The sequence below is a fragment of the Variovorax paradoxus genome (genome assembly GCF_022009635.1).
Lineage (GTDB): Bacteria > Pseudomonadota > Gammaproteobacteria > Burkholderiales > Burkholderiaceae_C > Variovorax.
This window is the reverse complement of the sequence record NZ_CP091716.1, coordinates 6755992-6778395: the sequence shown is the minus strand read 5'-3', so window position 1 is coordinate 6778395 and position 22404 is coordinate 6755992. Positions and strand designations below refer to the sequence as shown.

18 protein-coding genes are annotated in these 22404 nt (G+C 68.0%); 8 read left to right on the top strand and 10 right to left on the bottom strand.

Annotation, left to right across the window (positions count from 1 at the left end; all coding sequences use genetic code 11):
* The first annotated feature begins 14 nt into the window (after positions 1 to 14).
* Positions 15 to 2129, top strand: coding sequence for a PQQ-dependent dehydrogenase, methanol/ethanol family (locus tag L3V85_RS31755; protein WP_237676573.1), 2115 nt, complete (start codon positions 15 to 17; stop codon positions 2127 to 2129).
* Between the two features lie 9 nt (positions 2130 to 2138).
* On the opposite strand, the gene L3V85_RS31750 is transcribed toward L3V85_RS31755, so the two are convergent.
* The gene (locus L3V85_RS31750) at positions 2139 to 3119 is read right to left on the bottom strand and encodes a helix-turn-helix transcriptional regulator (protein ID WP_237676572.1); all 981 of its coding nucleotides are present in this window, start codon (positions 3117 to 3119) and stop codon (positions 2139 to 2141) included.
* A gap of 192 nt (positions 3120 to 3311) precedes the next feature.
* Here L3V85_RS31750 and L3V85_RS31745 point away from each other — a divergent pair, with 192 nt between their 5' ends.
* Positions 3312 to 5432, top strand: a complete 2121-nt coding sequence (locus L3V85_RS31745) for a carboxypeptidase regulatory-like domain-containing protein (protein WP_237676571.1) — start codon at positions 3312 to 3314, stop codon at positions 5430 to 5432.
* Between the two features lie 82 nt (positions 5433 to 5514).
* On the opposite strand, the gene L3V85_RS31740 is transcribed toward L3V85_RS31745, so the two are convergent.
* The gene (locus tag L3V85_RS31740) at positions 5515 to 6489 is read right to left on the bottom strand and encodes a tripartite tricarboxylate transporter substrate-binding protein (RefSeq protein ID WP_237676570.1); all 975 of its coding nucleotides are present in this window, start codon (positions 6487 to 6489) and stop codon (positions 5515 to 5517) included.
* A gap of 230 nt (positions 6490 to 6719) precedes the next feature.
* Here L3V85_RS31740 and L3V85_RS31735 point away from each other — a divergent pair, with 230 nt between their 5' ends.
* Both L3V85_RS31735 and L3V85_RS31730 read left to right on the top strand, forming a co-directional pair.
* A complete protein-coding gene (locus L3V85_RS31735; protein ID WP_237676569.1) occupies positions 6720 to 8183 on the top strand; it encodes an NAD-dependent succinate-semialdehyde dehydrogenase in 1464 nt (487 codons plus the stop codon).
* A gap of 152 nt (positions 8184 to 8335) precedes the next feature.
* Complete coding sequence (locus L3V85_RS31730; RefSeq protein WP_237676568.1) at positions 8336 to 8905, top strand: type 1 glutamine amidotransferase domain-containing protein; 570 nt, start codon at positions 8336 to 8338, stop codon at positions 8903 to 8905.
* Here L3V85_RS31730 and L3V85_RS31725 read toward each other — a convergent pair.
* Positions 8850 to 10091, bottom strand: a complete 1242-nt coding sequence (locus tag L3V85_RS31725; RefSeq protein WP_237676567.1) for a citrate synthase — start codon at positions 10089 to 10091, stop codon at positions 8850 to 8852. The genes L3V85_RS31730 and L3V85_RS31725 overlap by 56 nt on opposite strands.
* An 82-nt stretch (positions 10092 to 10173) precedes the next feature.
* On the opposite strand from L3V85_RS31725, the gene L3V85_RS31720 reads away from it, so the two are divergent.
* Positions 10174 to 11313 (top strand): citrate synthase/methylcitrate synthase, encoded by a 1140-nt coding sequence (locus tag L3V85_RS31720; protein ID WP_237676566.1) that lies wholly within the window; start codon positions 10174 to 10176, stop codon positions 11311 to 11313.
* Positions 11314 to 11403: 90 nt separating this feature from the next.
* Positions 11404 to 12441 (top strand): hypothetical protein, encoded by a 1038-nt coding sequence (locus tag L3V85_RS31715; protein WP_237676565.1) that lies wholly within the window; start codon positions 11404 to 11406, stop codon positions 12439 to 12441.
* Here the strand turns inward: L3V85_RS31715 and L3V85_RS31710 are convergent.
* The 7 genes from L3V85_RS31710 to L3V85_RS31680 all read right to left on the bottom strand — a co-directional run bounded on the left by L3V85_RS31710 (position 12432) and on the right by L3V85_RS31680 (position 21055).
* Positions 12432 to 13682, bottom strand: coding sequence for a phenylacetate--CoA ligase family protein (locus tag L3V85_RS31710; RefSeq protein ID WP_237676564.1), 1251 nt, complete (start codon positions 13680 to 13682; stop codon positions 12432 to 12434). The two genes, L3V85_RS31715 and L3V85_RS31710, sit on opposite strands and share 10 nt — an antisense overlap.
* A 118-nt stretch (positions 13683 to 13800) precedes the next feature.
* Positions 13801 to 14613, bottom strand: coding sequence for an ABC transporter ATP-binding protein (locus L3V85_RS31705; protein ID WP_237676563.1), 813 nt, complete (start codon positions 14611 to 14613; stop codon positions 13801 to 13803).
* 93 nt (positions 14614 to 14706) lie between these two features.
* A complete protein-coding gene (locus L3V85_RS31700) occupies positions 14707 to 16038 on the bottom strand; it encodes an ABC transporter substrate-binding protein (protein ID WP_237676562.1) in 1332 nt (443 codons plus the stop codon).
* Positions 16039 to 16101: 63 nt separating this feature from the next.
* The gene (locus L3V85_RS31695) at positions 16102 to 17166 is read right to left on the bottom strand and encodes a branched-chain amino acid ABC transporter permease (RefSeq protein WP_237676561.1); all 1065 of its coding nucleotides are present in this window, start codon (positions 17164 to 17166) and stop codon (positions 16102 to 16104) included.
* 5 nt (positions 17167 to 17171) lie between these two features.
* Positions 17172 to 18101 (bottom strand): branched-chain amino acid ABC transporter permease, encoded by a 930-nt coding sequence (locus tag L3V85_RS31690; RefSeq protein ID WP_237676560.1) that lies wholly within the window; start codon positions 18099 to 18101, stop codon positions 17172 to 17174.
* A gap of 168 nt (positions 18102 to 18269) precedes the next feature.
* On the bottom strand, positions 18270 to 19103 hold the full coding sequence (locus tag L3V85_RS31685) for an ABC transporter ATP-binding protein (protein WP_414080170.1): 834 nt from the start codon (positions 19101 to 19103) through the stop codon (positions 18270 to 18272).
* A complete protein-coding gene (locus tag L3V85_RS31680) occupies positions 19100 to 21055 on the bottom strand; it encodes an AMP-dependent synthetase/ligase (protein ID WP_237676558.1) in 1956 nt (651 codons plus the stop codon). The genes L3V85_RS31685 and L3V85_RS31680 overlap by 4 nt, the downstream gene beginning before the upstream one ends.
* Before the next feature lie 84 nt (positions 21056 to 21139).
* Between L3V85_RS31680 and L3V85_RS31675 the strand changes: the two genes are divergently transcribed.
* Positions 21140 to 21919, top strand: coding sequence for a Crp/Fnr family transcriptional regulator (locus L3V85_RS31675; protein ID WP_237676557.1), 780 nt, complete (start codon positions 21140 to 21142; stop codon positions 21917 to 21919).
* A complete protein-coding gene (locus L3V85_RS31670; RefSeq protein ID WP_237676556.1) occupies positions 21916 to 22383 on the top strand; it encodes a hypothetical protein in 468 nt (155 codons plus the stop codon). Before L3V85_RS31675 ends, L3V85_RS31670 begins: the two co-directional genes overlap by 4 nt.
* Positions 22384 to 22404 lie beyond the last annotated feature (21 nt).

The following is a 22404-nucleotide window of genomic DNA, read 5'->3' as shown; positions in this document are numbered from 1 at the left end:
GAAGGAGACCTGCGATGAAAAAAACACACTCCGGGCTGCTGACGCTCGCCGGCGCATTGCTATGCCTGGGCGCATCGACGGCGGCCACGGCCCAGAACGCACAGGACCGCGCCGCGGCCGCCACAGGCCGCGTCGACGGCAACTTCATACGCGCCAACGCGGCGCAGAAGAAAACCCCCGACTGGCCCAGCGTCGGCCTGGACTACTCGGAGTCGCGCTTCAGCAGGCTCGACCAGGTGAACACCGGCAACGTGAAAGACCTGGGGCTGGTCTGGTCGTACGACCTGGAGTCGACGCGCGGCGTGGAGGCCACGCCGCTGGTGGTGGACGGCATCATGTACGTCACCGCCTCGTGGAGCGTGGTGCACGCCATCGACACGCGCACGGGGCAGAAGCTGTGGACCTTCGATCCGCAGGTCGACCGCTCAAAGGGCTTCAAGGGTTGCTGCGACGTGGTGAACCGCGGCGTGGCCATTCACGAGGGCAAGGTCTACGTGGCCGCCTTCGACGGCCGCCTGATTGCGCTGGACGCCGCCACCGGCCAGAAGGTCTGGGAGAAAGACACGCTCGAAGGCCAGAAGGGCAGCTACACCATCACCGGCGCGCCGCGCGTGTTCAAGGGCAAGGTCATCATCGGCAACGGCGGCGCCGAATACGGCGTGCGCGGCTTCGTCACCGCCTACGACGCGAAGACGGGCGAGCAGAAATGGCGCTGGTTCGTGGTGCCGGGCGACCCGAGCAAGCCCTTCGAAGACGCCTCGATGGCCAAGGCCGCGAAGACCTGGGACCCGAGCGGCAAGTACTGGGAAGCCGGCGGCGGGGGCACCGCCTGGGACAGCTTCGCCTTCGACCCCGAGCTCAACCTGATGTACGTGGGCACCGGCAACGGCTCGCCCTGGTCGCACAAGGCGCGCAGCCCCAAGGGCGGCGACAACCTCTACCTGGGCTCGGTGGTGGCGCTGGACCCCGACACCGGCAAGTACAAGTGGCACTACCAGGAGACGCCCGGCGACAACTGGGACTACACCTCCACCCAGTCGATGATCCTGGCCGACATGAAGGTCGGCGGCAAGCCGCGCAAGGTGCTGCTGCATGCGCCCAAGAACGGCTTCTTCTTCGTCATCGACCGCACCAACGGCAAGTTCATCTCGGCCAAGAACTTCACCGAAGTGAACTGGGCCACCGGCTACGACAAGAACGGCCGCCCCATCGGCATCGCCTCCGCGCGCGACGGCACCAAGCCCAACGACGCCATTCCCGGCCCCTTCGGCGCGCACAACTGGCACCCGATGTCGTTCAACCCGCAGACCGGCCTGGCCTACCTGCCTTCGCAGCATGTGCCGATCAACCTGATGGACGACAAGGACTGGAAGTTCAACGAAGACGTGCCGGGCCGCCCGCACGCCGGCCTGGGCTGGAACCTGGCCAAGTTCGCCAACGTGGAGCCGCCCAAGAGCAAGCCCTTCGGCCGCCTCGTGGCCTGGGACCCGGTGGCGCAGAAGGAAGCCTGGGGCGTGGACTATGTGTCGCCCTGGAACGGCGGCACGCTCACCACCGCCGGCAACCTGGTGTTCCAGGGCACGGCCGACGGCCGCCTGCTGGCCTACGACGCCAGGACCGGCGAGAAGCTCTGGGAAACGCCCACCGGCACCGGCGTGGTGGCGGCGCCGTCGACCTACATGGTGGACGGCAAGCAGTACGTCTCGGTGGCCGTGGGCTGGGGCGGCGTGTACGGCCTCGCGCAGCGCGCCACCGAGCGGCAGGGGCCGGGCACGGTCTACACCTTCGCGGTGGGGGGCACGGCCAAGATGCCGGACTTCGTGCAGTACCGCATGGACAAGCTGGTGCAGGGCGTGAAGTACGACCCCGCCAAGGTCCAGGCCGGCACCATGCTTTACGTGAGCAACTGCGTCTTCTGCCACGGCGTGCCGGGCGTGGACCGCGGCGGCAACATTCCCAACCTCGGCTACATGGACGCCGCCTACATCGAGAACCTCGACAAGTTCGTGCTCAAGGGCCCGGCCATGTCGCGCGGCATGCCCGATTTCACCGGCAAGCTCTCGGGCGACGACATCGAGAGCATCAAGGCCTTCATCCAGGGCACGGCGGACGCGATCCGGCCCAAGTAGCGCCAAGGCTCAGCCCGCGAGCCGCAGCTCCTGGATCAGCCCGGCCACGTTGCTCACCTGCAGCTTGTCGTAGATCGACTGGATGTGGTTGCGGACGGTGGCCGGCGAGCGGCTCAGGATGGTGGCGATGTCCTTGTGCGTGTCGCCGCGCGCCAGCAGTTCGGCGATGGTGCGCTCGCGCGGCGAAAGGCTGTCGGCGCGGCAGCGGCGCCGGCTCTTGAGGAACAGCAGGCGCTGCTGGACGTGGTGCGTCACCACGATCCCGTGGCCGCCGTAGCGCGCGTGCCCTTCCAGGAAGTGCTTGAGCAGCGGCCCGGGCAGCGTGCGGCCGTGCCACGCGGGCCACTCCGTCCTCAGCGCGTTCTCGAACAGGCCGTCGGCGTGGTACAGCACGCCGCGCAGGTCGCCGATGGCCGAGCCGCACGCCGGCGCGCCGCCGGGCTCCAGCCGGTCCAGGTGCACGATGCGGTTGAGCGCCAGCGCCTGCATCACGTGCGGCATCAGGCTGGCGAGCAGCTGGCGTTCGTCTTCCGTGCCCTGGGCGTCCGGGTCCGCCCGGAACAGGCTGAGCCAGTGCACGAAGTTGGTCTGCCGGTTGACGTCGGAGCTGATGAAGAAGTTGGCCTGCTCGAACCGCCGGCCGTAGTCGCGCAGCTGCGACTGGTCGGGCCGGTGGAACCAGGTGTCTGCGTTGAAAGCGAGCGTCGAGGTCGGCCGCTTGCCCACTTCCACCGCGGCGGTGTCGAGGTGCTTGACCTCTTCATAGGCCGTGATCATTTCCGCCGGCTGGTTGTGCAGGTGGATGGTGTGGATGTCGATGCCGCTGGCGGTGCTGGTGGCCGTGCCCCACATCGACGAATCGAAGGGCAGCACCGGCTTGATGAGGTCGAGCGCCGCGTCCTGGAAGGCGTCGATCGGCAGCTCGTGCGATAGCCGATAGAGCTGCAACAGCAGCGTGCTGAAGTCCTGCAGTGCGACCGGTTTTTTCATCAGGCCCCTTTTCCCTCGCCCGTGCGCAATGCGCCATCCCATGTTCCGGTGATTTCCGTGGGCCGCTCGGAAGTTACCCCGTCGCGGCGTTTCAAGAATGGTGCATTTGCATCATTTTTTTCGATGAAAGTGAAAGCTATGGTTTGCAGCACCTCCGGTTGGGGGGGGTCAACCTTTAAAGAAGAAACAGATATGCCCGCATTCATCCAGAAAATTCCCGGTGCCCTGTCCGTTGTCACGCTCGCGCTGCTCGGCGCCTGCGGCGGTGGTGGGGGAGGCGGCGGCGGCGCCGGCTTGCCGATCTCGCTCGGCGGCGGCCAGCAGCCTGCCGCTCCCGCGGCCACCAGTTCCACCACGCTGAGCGGCACGGTCGCCACCGGTGCCGCCTTTGCCGACGCCGCGCTCACGGTGTTCGACCAGACCGGCGCCAAGGTCTGCGAAGTGAAGGTCTCGGCCGATGGCACCTACAACTGCACGCTGCCCGCCGGCACCAAGGCGCCGCTGGTGATCCAGGCCGTGCGCGACGACCTCACGCTCTACAGCACCACCGCCAGCACCGCCACCGGCACGACCAACGTGACGCCGCTGACCACCATCGTGGTGGCGCAACTCGCGCCCAACGGTGACCCGTCGAAGCTGGCGGCCGCCATCCAGGCCAACGCCGGCGCCGTGACCGCGGGGGCGATCACCGACCAGGTGAAGAAGCTCGTGTCCGCGCTGCAGCCGCTGCTGGACGCCCTGAACATGAGCATCGACCCGATGAGCGGCGAGTTCAAGGCCAACGGCACCGGCCAGGACCGCGTGCTCGACACCATCAACGTGTCGGTGCGCCCCGACGGCGCGGCCGCCAGCATCGAGATCACCGTCAAGGCGCAGCCGGCCGGCGAAGACAGCCCGCCGGTGTCCATCGTGTTTCGCAGCGGCGACGCCACCATCGCGCCGCTGCCCGCGGTCGATGCCGCCGCGCTCGTGCAGCCGCCCACGCCGGCCATGGTGCAGGACCTGCTCGACCGCCTCAACGCCTGCTATGCGCTGCCGCTCGCGCAGCGCGTGAACAGCACCGTCAACGGCGACGGCAACGCCTTCGGCACGGCGGCCAACGTGGTCGCGCCGGCCTGCCGCACCCTGTTCGTGGACGACAGCCCGGAGAACTTCGTCTCGTCCGGCGCGCCCATCGGCCGCGACAGCGGCGGCGCGCGCCGCTCGTTCGAGAGCCTGTTCCGCGCCGGCCCCACCAACCTGAAGCACGACCGCGGCAACTTCGAATACTTCTATCCCAACGGCGACATCGCGCTGACCTACCGCTGGACCGACGTCGTGGGCAACACCGACAACGACGTCTTCAACGCGAGGATCGTGGGCGGCGCGCTCAAGCTCAGCGGCAACAGCAACGCCTATCGCGTCTCCGTGCGGCCGCAGCTGGAGATGAAGGACTACCTGAAGCACCCGAACCTCATTTACCGTTCGACCGGCTACGCGCTGAACGTGGACAACGTGCTCGAGCAGGGCAACTCGAAGTTCTCGAAGGTGGTGGTGACCAGCAACGCGCTGGGCGACCGCGAGCTGGTGCTGGTGCCGCGCGCAGGCTTGTCCACGCTGGTCCTCACCTCGGACGGCACCGCCGGCGGCTCGCCGCTCAGTTCTTCCGCCTGGCGCATGGCCACGCGCTTTGCCGACCCGGCGCAGCAGGGCGACCCGAGCAGCTTCGAGACGGGCAACCTGTTCGCCTCGCCGCAGTTCACCGACACGCAGTTGCGCGCGATTCCCGACCAGACGGTCTGGCGCCTGGAGTTCTTCCATGCCGCCGGCGGCAGCAACGTGGTGCAGTACGTGCGCACCTTCGCGCGCGCGCCGAGCATGGCGGAAGCCGTGCAGGTGCCGCTGGTGGAACTGGCGCCCGCGCTGCGCGCCGAGCTGCTCCAGGAAACGCAGGGCGTGGATCGCGGCATCGTCTTCCCGGCGCCGATTCCCTCGGACCCCGATGCCAACAACATCGACTTCAGCGCCGAAGGCAATCTCGACGGCTGGGTCGTGCCCAACGGCGCGCTCGCGCCCACCACGTTCATCGCCAGCGGCCGCGGTCCCAACACCAACCGCTTCAACGACTCGGTGACGCTGCGCACCACGGCGCGCAAGGCCATCATCTATTGCCAGCCGGTGAACACGCCGTCCGACAACCACTGCACGCAGGTGGGCCCGAACGCCTACCAGTACGCGCAGGGCAGCTCGGTCAGCACTTTCATCTTCACGGCGCGCACCGCGCGCCAGGTCGACCAGCGCAAGAGCTTCGAGGTGTGGCGCGTCGCGCCCTGATCCCGCGGTCCGCGCCATGAAAAAAGCCGCCGGACCCGAAGGGCCGGCGGCTTTTTCATTGGCTCTGGAAGCCGAAGGAGGATCAGTCGGCGTACACGCCGGCGGCCTTGATGATCGGGCCCCACTTGGCGATTTCGGCCGAGACGAACTTCTTGTGCTCGGCCGGCTCGGTGCGGTTGTCGGTGGTGATCACCGCGCCCAGCGCTTCTTCACGCTTGATGAAGCCCGGGTCCTTCATGGCCGCCTTGACGGCGTCGTTGAGCTTCTTCAGCACCGGCGCGGGCGTGCCCTTGGGGGCGTACACGCCGTGCCAGATCGTCACTTCGAAGCCCTTGAGGCCCGACTCGTCCAGCGTCGGCAGGTCCTTCAGCGCGGGCGTGGTCAGGCGCTTGGCCGTGGTCACCGCATAGGCCTTGACCTTCTTGGCCTCGATCTGCGAGGTGGTGTTGGTCGTCTGGTCGCACAGCAGGTCGATCTGGCCGCCCAGCAGGTCGGCGATGGCCGGGGCGGTGCCTTTGTACGGCACGGGCGTCATCTCGACCTTGATCGCGCTCTGGAACAGCAGGCCGCACAGGTGCGACGCGGCGCCCAGGCCTGCGTTGCCCAGGTTGATCTTGCCCTTGTTGGCGGCGATCCAGGCCGTCAGTTCCTTGTAGTTGTTGGCGGGCAGGCCGGGCTTGCCGATCAGCGTCATCGGCACTTCGTTGACCATGCCCAGGTATTCGAAGTCGGTCTCGACGTTGAACGGCAGCTTGCGGTACAGCGCTGGCATCGTCGACATGCCGATGTGGTTCAGCAGCAGCGTGTAGCCGTCGGGGTTGGCACGCGCCACCTTGGCGGTGCCGATGGAACTGCCCGCGCCGGCGGTGTTGTCCACCACGATGGTGGTGCCGAGCGTCTTCTGCATGGCTTCGGCGAGGTCGCGCGCCACGCGGTCGGTCGGGCCGCCGGCCGCGAAAGGCACCACGAGCGTGACGGTCTTGTTCCCGGGGAAGTCCTGGGCATGAGCACCGACAGCTGCGGCGGCAATCGCCGCGAGGGCGAACAGTTTCTTCATTTCGTCTCCGAGAGGGGTAAAAAGGCCGCGATCTTAAGGGCTGACCGCAGGCTGACCTATACCCAATAGCCCTTATGCGAGAAGCGCGATCCGCCCCTTGCCGGTGCATGCCGGGAGGCATGCCAAACCCGAGCCCGGCGCGCGGAATTGGCCGCCCCCGCTTGCGGCCGGCGCGCGGGCGTGGTCCCCTCGCGCTTCGATTTTTCGAAAAAACCTGGAGACCTTTCCCGATGTCGATCCGACTCAAAGACCCGACCCTGCTGCGCCAGCAGGCCTACATCGCCGGCGCCTGGGCCGATGCCGACGACGGTGCCACCGTGGCCGTCACCAACCCGGCCAACGGCCAGCGCATCGGCACCGTGCCCATGTGCGGCGCCGATGAAACCGCGCGCGCCATCGCCGCCGCCGAGAAGGCGCAGAAGGCCTGGGCCAGGGTGCCGGCCAAGGAGCGCTCGGCCATCCTGCGCAGGCTCAACGACCTGATGCTGGCCAACGTCGACGACCTCGCGCTCATCATGACCACCGAGCAGGGCAAGCCCATGGCCGAGAGCCGCGGCGAGATCGCCTATGCCGCCTCGTTCATCGAATGGTTCGCCGAGGAGGCGCGCCGCGTGTACGGCGACACCATTCCCGCGCCGCAGGCCGACCGCCGCATCCTCGCGCTGAAGCAGCCGGTGGGCGTCACCGCCGCCATCACGCCGTGGAACTTTCCCACCGCCATGCTCACGCGCAAGGCCGGCCCCGCGCTCGCTGCCGGCTGCGCGATGGTGGTCAAGCCCGCCACGCAGACGCCGTTCTCCGCGCTGGCCTTCGCCGAGCTGGCCGAGCGCGCGGGCGTGCCCGAGGGTCTGCTGTCGGTGCTCACCGGCTCGGCCAGCAAGATCGGCGGCGAGATGACGCGCAGCCCCGTCGTGCGCAAGCTCACCTTCACCGGCTCGACCGAGGTGGGCCGCACGCTCATGAAGCAGTCGGCCGACACCATCAAGAAGCTGTCGCTCGAACTCGGCGGCAACGCGCCCTTCATCGTGTTCGACGACGCCGACGTGGACGCCGCCGTCGAAGGCGCGATGGTCTCCAAGTACCGCAACACCGGCCAGACCTGCGTGTGCGCCAACCGCATCTACGTGCAGCGCGGCGTGCTGGAAGCCTTCACGCAGAAGCTGGTGGCCAAGGTCAATGCGCTGAAGGTCGGCGACGGCACCGAGGCCGGCGTGACGCAGGGCCCGCTGATCGACGCCAAGGCCGTCGAGAAAATCGAGGAGCACGTGGCCGACGCCGTGGCCAAGGGCGGCAAGGTGCTGGCCGGCGGCAAGCGCCATGCGCTCGGCGGCCTGTTCTACGAACCCACGGTGATCGGCAACGCCACCGCCGACATGCTGTTCGCGCGCGAGGAAACCTTCGGCCCGCTCGCGCCCGTGTTCGCGTTCGACACCGAAGAGGAAGCCATCGCCGCTGCCAACGACACCGAGTTCGGCCTGGCCGCGTACTTCTACAGCCGCGACATCGGCCGCATCATGCGCGTGGCCGAGGCGCTGGAGTCGGGCATCGTGGGCGTGAACACCGGACTGGTGTCGACCGCCGAGGCGCCCTTCGGCGGCGTCAAGCAATCGGGGCTCGGGCGCGAAGGCTCGAAGTACGGGCTCGACGATTTCCTCGAAGTGAAATATGTCTGCCTCGCGGGGCTCGACAAATGAGTCGGTCACGCGCAACCCGTTCGTAAGAGAAGTTTGCCGCCCGTCGAACTGTCCGACAGGCGGAGCCGGCGCAGGACGATGCGTCGGCCGTGCGCGGGGCCTAGGGTGAGTCTTCATTGCCGGTTTTCTGCAACCCCGAAGGAGATTCACACATGCCCATCACCTCATCTTCACTCGACGGAATGAAGGTCGCCATCCTCGTGTCCGACGGCTTCGAGCAGGTCGAGATGACCGAGCCGCGCAAGGCGCTCGACCAGGCCGGCGCGCAGACGCAGATCGTGTCGCCGGTGGACGGCCGCGTGCGCGGCTGGCATCACCACGACCCGGCCGACAGCTTCGAGGTCGACGTGCCGCTGAAGACCGCGAAGCCGGAAGATTTCGACGCGCTGCTGCTGCCGGGCGGCGTGGTGAACCCCGATGCCCTGCGCATCGACGAGAAGGCGGTCGCTTTCGTGCGTGCCTTCGTGGAGGCGGGCAATCCCATCGCGGCCATCTGCCACGGGCCGTGGACGCTGATCGACGCGGGCGGCGTGAAGGGCCGCAAGATGACCTCCTGGCCTTCGCTGCACGCCGACCTGAAGAATGCGGGCGCGAAGTGGAGCGACAAGGAAGTGGTGGTCGACCACAACCTCGTCACCAGCCGCAAGCCCGACGACCTGCCCGCCTTCAACCGCGAGATGACGAAGGCTTTCGAGCTCGCGTACGAGGCGTCGATTCATTGAGTTCCTGCGCGGCCGCGTCGGCCGCCACGGGCCCGGTGTAGCGCGCACGCGGGCGTATCAGCTGGCCGGTGGCCTGCTGCTCGAGCACGTGCGCCGTCCAGCCGACGGTGCGCGAGAGCGCGAACAGTGCCAGCGGCGCGCCGGCCGGCAGCTTGTGCACCGCCGCGAGGGCGGCGAGCCCGAAGTCGATGTTCACCGCGTCGCCGAGCAGCTTCTCGCCGATGGCGCGCAACTCGCTGAATGCCGGTGGCAGTTCGATGTTGGCCAGCAATGCACGGCAGCGCGCGTCCCCATTCGGATAGAGCGGATGCCCGAAGGCCGCGAGCGGCCGGTCGTGCGCGAGCCACTCGCGCACCGCTGCCTCGGTGCCGATGGCAACGGCGTTGCGCATCAGCGCCTGCACTGCGGCAGAGGCGCCGCCGTGCAGCGGCCCCGTCAACGTCGAGAGGCCGGTGAGCAGGCATGCCGCCACCGATGCGCCGGTCGATGCCGTCACGCGCGCGGCGAAGGTCGATGCATTGAGTTCGTGGTCGGCCAGAAGCACCAGCGCGCGGCGCAGGTCGTCGGCGGCGCGCGGTCGGCGCCATGCCGCGGCCAGCCGCATGTGCAGCGGCATCGCGCGCGACGGGGCCGTGCCGAGCAATGCGTCGGCCAGTGCGCCGATCGCCTCTGCCGCTTCGGCCCGCAGCACGTGGGGCGAGCGGCCGCGCGAAGGCAGGTCGGTGGCGGCGCGCGCCGCGAGCGCGAGCAGGCCGGCTTGAAGAGGCGGCGAATCGCCGGCCGAGACAACCGGCACGGCGGAAGCCGGAAAGTGCGGCGGCGCGCACTCCCACAGCAGGCCCGCGACTTCTTCGAGCGTGGCGTGTTCCGCGAGCATGCACGCGTCCTGTCCGCGATAGAGCAGCCGGCCTTCGGCCACGGTCGACACGCCCGAGGCCAGCACCGGTTCGCCCCACTGGATCGCCTCGCTCGCCACCGTCTCGCTGCTGCGCCGGCCTCGCGCGCGCGTGGCGATGCGCTGCACGTCGTCGCGGTGGTAGAGGCTGCGGCGCGGATCGGCCGCATCGGGCTTGGCGCGTATGCGGCCGCGGCTCACGCTCGCGTAGAGCGTCTGCGGGCGCACCTGCATCAGTTCGAGCGCCTGTGCGGCGGGCAGCCACAGGGGCGCGGTTCTCTTGGTGGTCATGTTGACAGAATAGATCAAGATTGACGTCAATATTCATCGGGACAGAATCAATGTCATCGTGACAACCCAGGAGTAAAGAGCGATGAACAACGACGACGGCAGCCTCGAAGGCGTGGTGGCCGCACGCACCGTGCTGTCCGAGGTGGACGGCGAGGCCGGACGGCTCGTGATCCGCGGCCATGCGCTGGACGAGATCGCGCAGCGCTGGCGCTATGAAGACGTGGTGGGCCTGCTGTTCGAAGGCTTCTTCGACACGCTGCCCGGCACGGGAACAGAGGCCCTGCGCATCGCCATCGGCCGCGCGCGCCGCGAGGCCTTCGAGCGCCTGCAGCCGAACGACGACGCCGTGCTGCGCCGGCTGCCGCCCATCGAGGCGGTGCGCGCGCTGCTGGCGCGGCTGCCTGACGGTGACGGTTTGGGCGACGACCTGCCGACCGCGCTGCGCCTGGTGGCGGCGCCGGCCGTCTACACCGCCGCGGTGATGCGCTGGCGCCTGGGCGTGCAGGCGCTCGCACCCGACGAGGCATTGCCGCACGCCACCGACATGCTGCGCATGCTGCATGGCCGCGCGCCCACGCCGGCCCAGAGCGCGGCGCTCGACACCTACCTCGTCACCGTGTGCGACCACGGCCTCAACGCCTCGACCTTCGCGGCGCGCGTGGTCGCGTCGACAGGCGCCGGACTGGCCTCGGCCGTGCTTGCCGGCATCAGTGCGCTGAAGGGGCCGCTGCACGGCGGCGCGCCCGGGCCGGTGCTCGATGCGCTCGACGCCATCGGCAGCGCCGCCAACGCCCGCGCGTGGCTGGAGCAGGCCGTGACCGAGGGCCAGCGCCTGATGGGCTTCGGCCACCGCATCTACCGCGTGCGCGATCCGCGCGCCGATGCGCTCAAGGGTGCGCTCGGGCGGCTCGGCAAGGAGGGCAGCGTCAATGCCGCGCGCTTCGCGCTGGCCGAGGCGGCGGAGCAGGCCGCGCTGGCCATCCTGCGCGAGAAGAAGCCGGGCCGCGCGCTGGAGACCAACGTCGAGTTCTACACCGCGCTGCTGCTGGAGGCGCTGGGCTTCGGCCGCGAGAGCTTCACCTGCGTGTTCGCGGCCGGCCGCGTGGGCGGCTGGGTGGCGCATGCGCGCGAGCAGGTCAAGAAGGGGCGGCTCATTCGTCCGCAGTCGGTGTACGTGGGCCCCGCGCCCGAGGAGGCGGGCGAAGCCGCACTCGCGCACTGAGCCTACAGGGCGCGGTCGCCGTCATCCGATACGCTCGCCTTGTTCCACGCATGCCACGGCATGCGCCATGCAAAGCGAAAGTATTCCCTCATGACGGCGACCTCCCTTCATCCGACCCCGCACGAGACCGCGCGGCGCCTGCCGCGCGACCTTGCGCTCATCACCGTGGCCATCGATGCCCTCATGGTGCTGGTCAACCTGGCCGTGCAGCTCGCGCCCGATACGCCCGAGGGCGCGCAGATGCGCGGCACCTACGCCCTGCCGGGCGTGTGGATCCCGATGGTGTTCAGCCTCGGCATGGCCTGGGTGCTGGCGGCGGCGCTGGCCTGGAGCCATGGGCGCAACGCGCTGGAAAAGCGCGGTGTCGGCAGTGTGTCGCTGCTCGCTCGCCCGCGCCTGCGCTATGCGGCCGCCTACCTGGTGGTGCTGCTGCTGAACTTCTATGCGCTGAGTCCGCTGCTGTATGAAGTGCAGCTGCTCTTCATGCCCGGTGGCCGCCTGCAGGACGTGGCCGGGCCGTCTTCCATGCGCGCGGTGATGGCTGTGTTCGTGTTCCTGCAGTCCGTCGCGCAATTGATCGTGCTCGTGCTCGGCGTGTGGGCCGCGGCATGGGTCGCGCTGCGCGCCGGGCGTGCCGCGCAGCTTGCGTCTGCTGCCGAAGCGCCGGACAGTGAAGACGTGGGTGGCGCGCCGCCACGGCGCGCGGTGGCGCTGGTGGGCGCCGCGATGTTCGCCTCGCTTCAGATGTGGAGCGGCGTGGCCATGAGCCGATGGACCTCCATGGGGCGCGGCGTGGACGGCCCCGAGCTGCTGTTCGCGTGGATGGTGCCGCCGCTGGTGGTCTTCGGGCTCGCGTTCTGGGGCGGCTGGCTCGGCGCCACGGCGGGGCTCGCGAGGGCGCGCCCGTTCAGGGCCGTGGGCGCTTCGGTGCTGGCCTTCGTGCTGGTGCAGGTCAGCTGCATCGTCATTGCCATCGCATGGCTGTACATCGCGTCGAGCATCTCGCGCAGCTTCTACAGCCCGGCCGGGCTCATCGGCTTCGTGCTCGCGTTCGTGCTGATCTACGCGATACACGTGGTGGCGCTGATGCGCGCCGCCACGCGCTGGTTGTACCGCCGCTACTTGTAGCTGCGCGCGTCCTCGATCACCTTGCCGTCGTTGGGCAGTTCGCCGGCGCCGACCACGACGACTTCGCCGCGCAGCTTGGTCACTTCGCGGATTGCATCGCCCACGCGCGCCTGCAGCCCTTCGGGCACGGCGCCCGCGCATTCGAGCTGCAGGGCCATGCGGTCGTCGCCCATCTCGCCGGACACCACCAGCCGAGCGCGCTGCGCCTCGGGAAAGCGGCGCAGTATCTCGGCCACCTGCGAGGGGTGCACGAACATGCCGCGCACCTTGGTGGTCTGGTCGGCGCGGCCGAGCCAGCCCTTGATGCGCTTGTTGGTGCGGCCCGTGGGGCAGGTGCCCGCGAGCACGGCGGACAGGTCGCCGGTGCCGAAGCGCACCAGCGGGTAGTCGAGATTGAAGCTGGTGACGACGATCTCGCCGACCTCGCCGTCGGGCACGGGGTCGCCCGTGCCGGGACGCACGATCTCGACCAGCACGCCTTCGTCGATCACCAGACCTTGTCGCGCGCTGGTCTCGTAGGCGATGAGGCCGAGGTCGGCTGTGGCATAGCACTGCGTGCCCTTCACGCCGTGCGCGGCGATCCAGTCGTGCAGGCTCGGCGGGAAGGCTTCGCCGGAGACGAGCGCCTTGGTGAGCGAGGGCAGCTTCAGCCCTTTCTCCTCGGCCTTTTCCAGCAATATCTTCAGGAAGCTGGGCGTGCCCGCGTAGCCTTCGGGCTTGAGGTCGACCATGGCCTCGAGCTGCTGTTCGGTCTGGCCGGTGCCGCCCGCGAACACGGTGCAGCCCAGGGCGCGCGCGCCGCTTTCCATGATGGAGCCGGCGGGCGTCATGTGGTAGCTGAAGCTGTTGTGGATCAGCTCGCCGCCGCGAAAGCCCGCCGCATGCAGCGCGCGCGCGGTGCGCCAGTAGTCGCGCGCCTCGCCTTCGGGCTCGTAGATGGTGCCGGGGCTCGCGAACACGCGGGGCATGCGCGGGCCGCGCACGATCGAAGCGAACCCGCCGAAGGGGTCGTCGGCGCGCCGTGCCTTCTGCAGTTCGAGCAGTTCCGATTTGCGCGTGACGGGCAGTTTCGCGAGTGCTTCGCGTGTCGTGATGTCGGCGGGTTTCACGCCGTCGAGGATCTTCGCGAATGCGGGTGCCGTCGTCTGCGCCTGCGCGATCTGCCTGGGCAATGCAGCCAGCAGGTCGCGTTCGCGTTCGGCGGGGTCACGGATTTCCAGCTTGTCGTAGTGGTCGGTCATGTCCGTACCCTTTGTCTTTCTGTTCTTTTCAAGGCGCTCAACTGCTCTGGGCCGCAGGTGTTGCCCCCGGAGAGGGGGTTGGCGAAGCGGCACGGAGTGCGCGAAGACTGGGGGAGAGTCAAGCAAGCCACCTCTTGCGCCGCTTGTAGCTCTTCACGTCCCGGAAACTCTTGCGGTCCGCGCCACCCACGCCGAGGTAGAACTCCTTCACGTCCTCGTTCTCGCGCAGGCTCTGCGCTTCGCCGTCCATCACGATGCGGCCGTTCTCCAGGATGTAGCCGTAGTCGGCATAGCGCAGCGCCATGTTGGTGTTCTGCTCGGCCAGCAGGAAGGTCACGCGCTCCTTGGTGTTCAGGTCTTTGACGATCTCGAACACCTCTTCCACGATCTGCGGCGCCAGGCCCATCGAGGGCTCGTCGAGCAGCACCATCGTCGGGTTGGCCATCAGCGCGCGGCCGATGGCGCACATCTGCTGCTCGCCGCCCGACGTGTAGGCCGCCTGCGAAGTGCGCCGCGTCTTCAGGCGCGGGAAATACGCATACACCTTCTCCAGCGTCTGCTGCACCGCGGCCTTGCCGTCGGTGCGTGTGTAGGCGCCGGTCATCAGGTTCTCTTCGATCGTCAGGTGCGCGAAGCAGTGCCGGCCTTCCATCACCTGGATCAGCCCGCGCTTGACCAGCTCCGCCGGCGACAGCGCCTCGATGCGCTCGCCGCGCAACTCGATGGTGCCCTTGGTGACGGCGCCGCGCTCGCCCGCGAGCAGGTTGCTCACCGCGCGCAGCGTGGTCGTCTTGCCCGCGCCGTTGCCGCCGAGCAGCGCCACGATGCCGCCGTCGGGCACCGTGAGCGAGACGCCCTTGAGCACCAGGATCACGTGGTTGTAGATGACCTCGATGCCGTTGACATTGAGGAGGATGTTGGGTTCGCTCATGGTGTGGTCCGAAGCATTCGACAACGGCGCGGCAAAAGGCGTCGCGCTGTCGAATGGCGGCTCTTGCGAGCCGCCACGGAACTCAGCGGTGCATCAGGACTGGCAGTCGGCCGCTTCGCGGCGCGTCAGCTTCTTCTCCGTTGCGTACTTGTCGGCCGCTGCTTTGGCCATCGGCTTGATGATCTGGTCGTCGGCCTGGTACCAGTCGGGCGCGATGTTCCACTTGGCGCCGTCCCAGGTTTCCATGCGCGCCCAGGTGGAGCCGATGTGGTCCTGGCACGAAGTGCTCACCGGGCGCATCACGCCCGCGAAGCCCAGCGCGTCGAGCTTCTTCTGGTCGAGCGCCAGGTTCTCCAGGCCCCAGCGCACCTGCTCGCCGGTCATGACCTTGCCCTTGCCGAAGCGCTCCTGCGCGCGCTTGACGGCCTCCACGCCGAGCATCGAGATGATCGCGCCGCGCGTGTAGAGCACCGAGCCCACTTCTTCCTTCGGGCCCGTGCCCTGGCCCTTGTCGTGCACCTGCTTGATGATGTCCTGGATCACCTTGTTGTCGGGACCGGAGCCGTTCAGCGCCAGCGCGTTGTAGCCCTTGGCGTTGGCGCCCACGTCCTTCACGTCGGGTTCGGCGCCGGCCCACCACACGCCGTACATCTTCTCGCGCGGGTAACCGGTGGCCACGGCTTCCTTCAGCGCGGTGGAGTTCATCACGCCCCAGCCCCAGAGCAGCACGAAGTCTGGACGCTGCTGGCGCACCTGCAGCCAGGCCGACTTCTGCTCCACGCCGGGTGCCGTCACCGGAATCAGCGACAGGTCGAAGCCGTGCATCTTCGCGCGCTCCTGCAGCAGCGGAATCGGTTCCTTGCCGAAGGGCGAGTCGTGATACACGAGGGCGATCTTCTTGCCCTTGAGCTTGTCCATGCCGCCTTCCTTCTTGCCCAGGTGCTGGATCAGGATGTCGGCCGCGGTCCAGTAGGAGCCCATCAGCGGGAAGTTCCACTTGAAGACACCGCCGTCCTGCGAGGCTGCGAGGCCGTAGCCCAGCGTGACGAGCGGGATCTTGTCGGTGGGCACCTTGTCGGTCAGCGCGAAGGTGATGCCGGTGGCCTGCGGGTCGAACAACGCAACGCCGGGGCGGCCCTTCAGGCGTTCGTAGCATTCCACGCCCTTGTCGGTGGCGTAGCCCGTTTCGCATTCCTCGAAAGTGATCTTCACGCCGTTGATGCCGCCTTGCGCGTTCACCAGCTTCAGGTAGTCCTGCTTGCCGTTGGCCCAGGGCGTGCCGTTGGGCGCGTAGGGGCCGGTGCGGTACACCAGCAGCGGGAAGAACTGTTCCTTGGCCTGCGCCTGCGCGACCGATGGTGCGAACGCGGCGCCGAGAGTGCTGGCCACCAGGGCGGCGGTCAGAGCGAGCGATTTCAGTTTCATGCCTGTCTCCTTTTGTGGGCACCTCGGTGCCGGGTTTTTACGAACGGGAACTCTCGAAACGAATCAATGCGGGAAGGGCCACAGCCGCAGCTTCTCCTTGGCCGTGGACCACAGCCGGGCCAGCCCGTGCGGCTCGACGATCAGGAAGAACACGATCAGCGCGCCGAAGATCATGGTCTCCAGGTGCGAGGCCAGGGCGGTCGAAATCGAGAAGCCCAGCCACGCCGGCAGCTGGTTCAAAAAGAGCGGCAGCAGCACGATGAACGCGGCGCCGAAGAAGCTGCCCATGATCGAGCCGAGCCCGCCGATGATCACCATGAACAGCAGCTGGAACGAACGGTCGATGCTGAAGGCCGCCGGCTCCCACGCCCCCAGGTGCACGAAGCCCCACAGCGCGCCCGCCACGCCGACGATGAAGCTGCTCACCGCGAAGGCCGTGAGCTTGGCGTACACCGGGCGGATGCCGATCACCGCGGCGGCCACGTCCATGTCGCGCATCGCCATCCATTCGCGGCCGATGGCGCTGCGCACCAGGTTCTTGGCCAGCAGCGCGAACACCACCACGAAGGCCAGGCAGAACAAATACTTCTGCACCGGCGATTCGATGGGCACGCCGAACACGTTCAGCCCCGCCACGCTCACAGAGCCCGACGAAGAATTGTTGGTGAACCACTGGATGCGCAGGAAAGCCCAGTCGGTGAAGAACTGCGCCGCCAGCGTGGCCACCGCGAGGTACAGCCCCTTGATGCGCAGGCTCGGAATGCCGAACAGCACGCCGATCACCGTGGAGCAAAGGCCGCCCAGCAGCAGCGACGCAATGAGCGGCATGCCGTCGATGCGCACCTGGAAGTTGTAGGCCGCATAGGCGCCCACCGCCATGAAGGCGCCGGTGCCCAGCGAGATCTGGCCGCAATAGCCCACCAGGATGTTGAGACCCAGCGCCGCGAGCGAAAGGATCAGGAAGGGCGTGAGGATGGCGCGCATCCAGTAGTCGGACACGCCCAGCGGCACCACCACGAACGCCACGAGCAGCAGCACCAGGATCGCGATGCGGTCCTGCGCGATCGGAAAGATCTGTTGGTCGGCCCTGTAGCTCGACTTGAACTGGCCGTTTTCTCTGTAGAACATCGCGTTCAGACCCGATCGATGATCTTCTCGCCGAACAGCCCCTGGGGCCGCACGAGCAGGAAGACCAGTGCAAGAACATAGGCAAACCAGATCTCGATGCCGCCACCGAGCATGGGGCCGAGATAGATTTCGGACAGCTTCTCGCCCACGCCGATCAGCAGGCCGCCGATGATGGCGCCCGGTATCGAGGTGAGCCCGCCGAGGATCACCACCGGCAGCGCCTTCAGCGCCACCAGCGACAGCGAGAACTGCACGCCCAGCTTCGACCCCCAGATGATCCCGGCCACCAGCGCCGAGAAGCCGGCCACCGACCACACGATCACCCAGATGCGCTTGAGCGGAATGCCGATCGACTGCGCGGCCTGGTGGTCGTCGGCCACCGCGCGCAGGGCGCGGCCGGTGGCCGTCTTCTGGAAGAAGATGGCCAGCACCACCACCAGCCCGGCCGCCACCAGCGCGGCGATCAGGTCTTCCTGGCTCAGCAGCAGCCCGCCCTGGAAGGTGCCTTCGAGCACCATCAGCGGTTCCTTGGGCATGCCCACGTCGATCTTGTAGATGTCGTTGCCGAACAGCGTCTGGCCGATGCCGTCCAGGAAATAGGCGATGCCCAGCGTGGCCATCAGCAGCGTGATGCCTTCCTGGTTCACCAGCTTGCTCAGCGCCAGCCGTTCGATCAGCCAGGCGACCACGACCATCACCGCCATGGCCGCGACGAAGGCCAGGATGTTCGCGAGGATCTGGCTCTGGAAGCCGAACCACAGCGGGAACCATTCGGAGAAGCGAGCCATGGCCAGCGCCGCGAACAGCACCATCGCGCCCTGCGCGAAGTTGAAGACGCCGGAGGCCTTGTAGATCAGCACGAAGCCGATGGCGATCAGCGAATAGAGCATGCCGACCATGAGGCCGCCGAAGAGGGTTTCGAGGAAAAAGCCCATGGTCAGTGTCTTTCTTGTTTTTCTCCCTCCCCCGCTGGGGGAGGGTTGGGGTGGGGGCGGGCGGCGCTCGATGAGGCGCTGCCGTGTCGTGAGGGCCGTCGTGCCCCCATCCCAGCCTTCCCCCAGCGGGGGAAGGAGCAATGCTTCAGGGCGAGGGTTGGCATGGCGTCAGTGCTCCACACCCAGATAAGCCCGGATCACGTCCTCGTTGCTGCGCACTTCATCCGGCGTCCCGTCGCCGATCTTCTTGCCGTAGTCCAGCACCACCACGCGGTCGGAGATGTCCATCACCACGCCCATGTCGTGCTCGATCAGCACGATGGTCGCGCCGAACTCGTCGTTCACGTCGAGGATGAAGCGGCTCATGTCCTGCTTCTCCTCCACGTTCATGCCGGCCATGGGCTCGTCCAGCAGCAGCACCTGCGGCTCCATCGCGAGCGCGCGGCCCAGGTCCACGCGCTTCTGCAGTCCGTAGGGCAGGCGGCCCACGGGTGTCTTGCGGTGTGCTTGGATCTCCAGGAAGTCGATGATGTGCTCGACGAACTCGCGGTGCTGCAGTTCCTCGCGTTCGGCGGGGCCCCAGCGGAAGGCCTGGGCCAGCAGCCCGCTCTTCATCTTGAGGTTGCGCCCGGTCATGATGTTGTCGAGCACGCTCATGCCCTTGAAGAGGGCCAGGTTCTGGAAGGTGCGCGCCACGCCCATCTCGGCCACCTGGCGCGAGTTCATGTGCCTGAAGGTCTGGCCGCGGAAGGTGATGGAGCCCTGCTGCGGCTGGTAGACGCCGTTGATGCAGTTCAGCATCGAACTCTTGCCCGCGCCGTTCGGCCCGATGATGGCGCGCACTTCATGCTCGCGCACGTTGAAGCTGATGTCCGTCAGCGCCTTCACGCCGCCGAAGCTCAAGCTGATGTTCTGCACGTCGAGGATGACCTCGCCATCCTTGCGGCCGCCGCGGGTCGTTGTTGCAAGCATGGAGGCCTCTGTGTGGTTGTGCGCGTTCATGCGGCCGCCTTGACCAGTGGAAAGCGCTTCGCGTCGACGATCTTCAGCGTGGCGCTCACCGAGCCCGTGCGTCCGTCCTCGAACTTGACCTGGGTCTCGATGAACTGCTCGGCCTTGCCGCCATAGAGTGCGTCGACCAGCACCGCGTATTTCTCGGCGATGAAGCCGCGGCGCACCTTGCGCGTGCGGGTCAGTTCGTCGTCGTCGGGGTCCAGTTCCTTGTGCAGCACCAGGAAGCGCGCGATCTGCGTCTCGCCCATGCCGTCCTCGGTCGCGAGGTCGGCGTTCACCTTGCCGATGCACTCGGCCACCAGCGCCAGCACGTCGGGCTTGCCGGCCAGGTCGACGTAGCCACCGTAGGCCAGGCCGCGCCGCTCGGCCCAGTTGCCCACCGCCTCGAAGTCGATGTTGATGGCCGCGCACACTTCGTCGCGCGCGTTGCCGAAGCACACGGCTTCCTTGATCTGCGGGAAGAACTTGAGCTTGTTCTCGATGTAGTTGGGCGCGAAGATCGCGCCGCCCACGAGCCGGCCCACGTCCTTGGCGCGGTCGATGATGCGCAGGTGCCCCTCGCTGTCGAGCACGCCCGCGTCGCCGGTGTGGAAGTAGCCGTTGGCGTCGAGCACCTCGGCGGTGGCGTCGGGGCGCTTGTAGTACTCCTTGAGCACCGACACGCCGCGCACCAGCACTTCGCCGTCGGCGGCGATCTTCAGCTCGATGCCCGGTGCGGCGGTGCCCACGGTCTGCAGCTTGACCTTGCCGTCCTGCTGCAGGCACACGTACGCGCAGGTCTCGGTCTGGCCGTAGAACTGCTTGAGGTTCACGCCGATGGAACGGTAGAAGCGGAACAGGTCGGGCCCGATGGCCGCGCCCGCGGTGTAGGCCACGCGGATGCGGCTCATGCCCAGCACGTTGCGCAACGGGCCGTAGATCAGCAGGTTGCCCAGCGCGTACAGCGCCCGGTCGCCCATGCCCACCGGCGCGCCGTTGAGGATGTCCGCGCCCACGCGCCGCGCCAGCGCCATGAACTTCGCATACAGCCAGCGCTTGGGCGCGGCCGCGTCTTCCATGCGGATCGACACGGCCGTGAGAAGCCCTTCGAAGGTGCGCGGCGGGCCGAAGTAGTAGCTCGGGCCGATCTCGCGCATGTCGTTCATCACCGTTTCGCTCGACTCGGGGCAGTTGAGCGTGAAGCCGCCCACCAGCCACTGCGCCACCGAGAACAGGTGGTCGCCCACCCAGGCCATCGGCAGGTAGCTCATGATGTTGTCGCCGGGGCCGAGCCTGTCGGTCTCCACGCCGCCGCGGCCCGCCGCGATGAAGCTCGCGTGCGTCTGGCACACGCCCTTGGGGCGGCCGGTGGTGCCGGAGGTGTAGAGGATCACGCCCACGTCCGTCGCTTCGCCGCTGGCCACCGCGCGGTCGTAGTAGCCGGGGTTGGCCTTGTCGAACTCGCGGCCCAGCGCGCGCAGTTGCTCGTAGCTCATGAGCCCGGGCTGGTCGTAGTGGCGCAGGCCCTTGGGGTCGTCGTAGATGACGTGGCGGATGGCCGGCAGCTTGCCCTGCTGGATGTCGCGGCACTCCAGCAGCTTGTCGACCTGCTCCTGGTCTTCGACGATGACGAACTCGATGCCCGCGTCCTGCAGCATGAAGACCATCTCGCCTGCCACCGCGTCCTGGTAGAGCGGCACCGGCACGCCGCGCAGGCTTTGCGCGGCGATCACCGCCATGTACAGGTGCGGCCGGTTGGCGCCGACGATGGCCAGGTTGTCGAAGGCCTTGAAACCCAGGCTCGCCAGGCCGCAGGCCATTTCGCGCACTTCCTGCGCCACGGCGTTCCAGGTCCAGGTTTGCCAGATGCCGAGGTCTTTCTCGCGCACGGCCGGCGACTCCGGACGAGCTTCGGCATGCGCGAGCATCAGGCGGGGGAAGGTGGGGGCGGTTGTTTGCACAGTGGGCGGATCGTAGGTCTCACTTTGACGCCCGGTTGTCGTTCCAACGACAATCCTAGGGACACTACTCCCCGGAGTTTCCCGATGCCTCACGGCAACCTCAACCACAACAACGTGCTCGGCGGTTCGATCAAGGACCGCGTGCGTCCGGCCAACGCCGCCGAGCTCGACGGCATTCCCTGGCTGCCCACGCTCACCCCCGCCGAGCGCCGCCGCGCCGAGGCCACGCTGGTGGTCGGCGAGGCCGAGCCGGGCGATCTGGTGTGCCGCGTCGGCCGCTCGCCCACCTACTGGTTCGGCGTGGTCGAGGGCCTGCTCAAGATGAGCAACGACAACGCCGACGGCGGCTCGGTCACCTACACCGGCGTGCCGCCCGGCGGCTGGTTCGGCGAGGGCACGGTGATGAAGCGCGAGCCCTACCGCTACAACATCCAGGCGCTGCGCCGCAGCCTCATCGCGGGCCTGCCGACCGAGAGCTTCCACTGGCTGCTGGACCACTCCATCGGCTTCAACCGCTTCGTGATGAACCAGCTCAACGAGCGGCTGGGCCAGTTCATCGCGGCGCTGGAGATCGACCGGCTCAACAACCCCGACGCGCGCGTGGCGCGCAACCTGGTGTCGCTGTTCAACCCGGTGCTGTACCCGGGCGTGGGCGAGGTCTTGCGAATCACGCAGCAGGAGCTGGCCTACCTGGTGGGCCTCTCGCGCCAGCGGGTGAACGAGGCGCTCAACGGCCTGTCGGCGCAGGGGTTGATCCGGGTGGAGTACGGCGGCCTGCGCGTGCTCGACCTGCCGGGCCTGCGCGCGACCGCGATGTCGAACAAGAAGAACAGCCAACCCTCCGCGGAAACGGAAACCCCATGACCCTCAAAGACCAGATCCAGATCGTGCCCGCGAACGCCGAGGCCGCGTTCATTCCCCCGCCGGAGCCTTCGAGCAAGCCCAAGGCCGAAGAGACCGGACCGACGCTCGAGGAGGCGCTCGCGCGCAACGAGCAACTGTCCGAAAAGCTGGAGGCGCTCGACGCGGTGCTGGCCAAGCCGCTCGGCGAGATCCTCGCCGACAGCGAGAAGGCCGAGGAAACCGCGCTCGCCTGGGACCGCTTCGGCGCCATGTGGATGCTGTCGCAGCGCGCCATGCGGCGCGTGGCGCTCGACCTGGCGGCGCAGCTCGGCGTGAGCGAGGAAGAGGTGGTGTCGCGCGCCATGGCCAACGCCAATGCGGTGCTCAACGGCGCCGACGAAGTCGACCTGGGCGGCACCGTCGCGCCGGCGCAGCTGCAGCACATCGTGCGGCACCGCAACTTCCTGCGCAAGCAGTTCCGCTAGGGCGGACCCGATGTATCGAGC

Excerpts from the sequence above, each read along its gene's own strand:
- L3V85_RS31755 (WP_237676573.1), top strand. The coding sequence starts at position 15 with ATGAAAAAAACACACTCCGGGCTGCTGACGCTCGCCGGCGCATTGCTA.
- L3V85_RS31750 (WP_237676572.1), bottom strand. The coding sequence starts at position 3,119 with ATGAAAAAACCGGTCGCACTGCAGGACTTCAGCACGCTGCTGTTGCAG.
- L3V85_RS31745 (WP_237676571.1), top strand. The coding sequence starts at position 3,312 with ATGCCCGCATTCATCCAGAAAATTCCCGGTGCCCTGTCCGTTGTCACG.
- L3V85_RS31740 (WP_237676570.1), bottom strand. The coding sequence starts at position 6,489 with ATGAAGAAACTGTTCGCCCTCGCGGCGATTGCCGCCGCAGCTGTCGGT.
- L3V85_RS31735 (WP_237676569.1), top strand. The coding sequence starts at position 6,720 with ATGTCGATCCGACTCAAAGACCCGACCCTGCTGCGCCAGCAGGCCTAC.
- L3V85_RS31730 (WP_237676568.1), top strand. The coding sequence starts at position 8,336 with ATGCCCATCACCTCATCTTCACTCGACGGAATGAAGGTCGCCATCCTC.
- L3V85_RS31725 (WP_237676567.1), bottom strand. The coding sequence starts at position 10,091 with ATGACCACCAAGAGAACCGCGCCCCTGTGGCTGCCCGCCGCACAGGCG.
- L3V85_RS31720 (WP_237676566.1), top strand. The coding sequence starts at position 10,174 with ATGAACAACGACGACGGCAGCCTCGAAGGCGTGGTGGCCGCACGCACC.
- L3V85_RS31715 (WP_237676565.1), top strand. The coding sequence starts at position 11,404 with ATGACGGCGACCTCCCTTCATCCGACCCCGCACGAGACCGCGCGGCGC.
- L3V85_RS31710 (WP_237676564.1), bottom strand. The coding sequence starts at position 13,682 with ATGACCGACCACTACGACAAGCTGGAAATCCGTGACCCCGCCGAACGC.
- L3V85_RS31705 (WP_237676563.1), bottom strand. The coding sequence starts at position 14,613 with ATGAGCGAACCCAACATCCTCCTCAATGTCAACGGCATCGAGGTCATC.
- L3V85_RS31700 (WP_237676562.1), bottom strand. The coding sequence starts at position 16,038 with ATGAAACTGAAATCGCTCGCTCTGACCGCCGCCCTGGTGGCCAGCACT.
- L3V85_RS31695 (WP_237676561.1), bottom strand. The coding sequence starts at position 17,166 with ATGTTCTACAGAGAAAACGGCCAGTTCAAGTCGAGCTACAGGGCCGAC.
- L3V85_RS31690 (WP_237676560.1), bottom strand. The coding sequence starts at position 18,101 with ATGGGCTTTTTCCTCGAAACCCTCTTCGGCGGCCTCATGGTCGGCATG.
- L3V85_RS31685 (WP_414080170.1), bottom strand. The coding sequence starts at position 19,103 with ATGAACGCGCACAACCACACAGAGGCCTCCATGCTTGCAACAACGACC.
- L3V85_RS31675 (WP_237676557.1), top strand. The coding sequence starts at position 21,140 with ATGCCTCACGGCAACCTCAACCACAACAACGTGCTCGGCGGTTCGATC.
- L3V85_RS31670 (WP_237676556.1), top strand. The coding sequence starts at position 21,916 with ATGACCCTCAAAGACCAGATCCAGATCGTGCCCGCGAACGCCGAGGCC.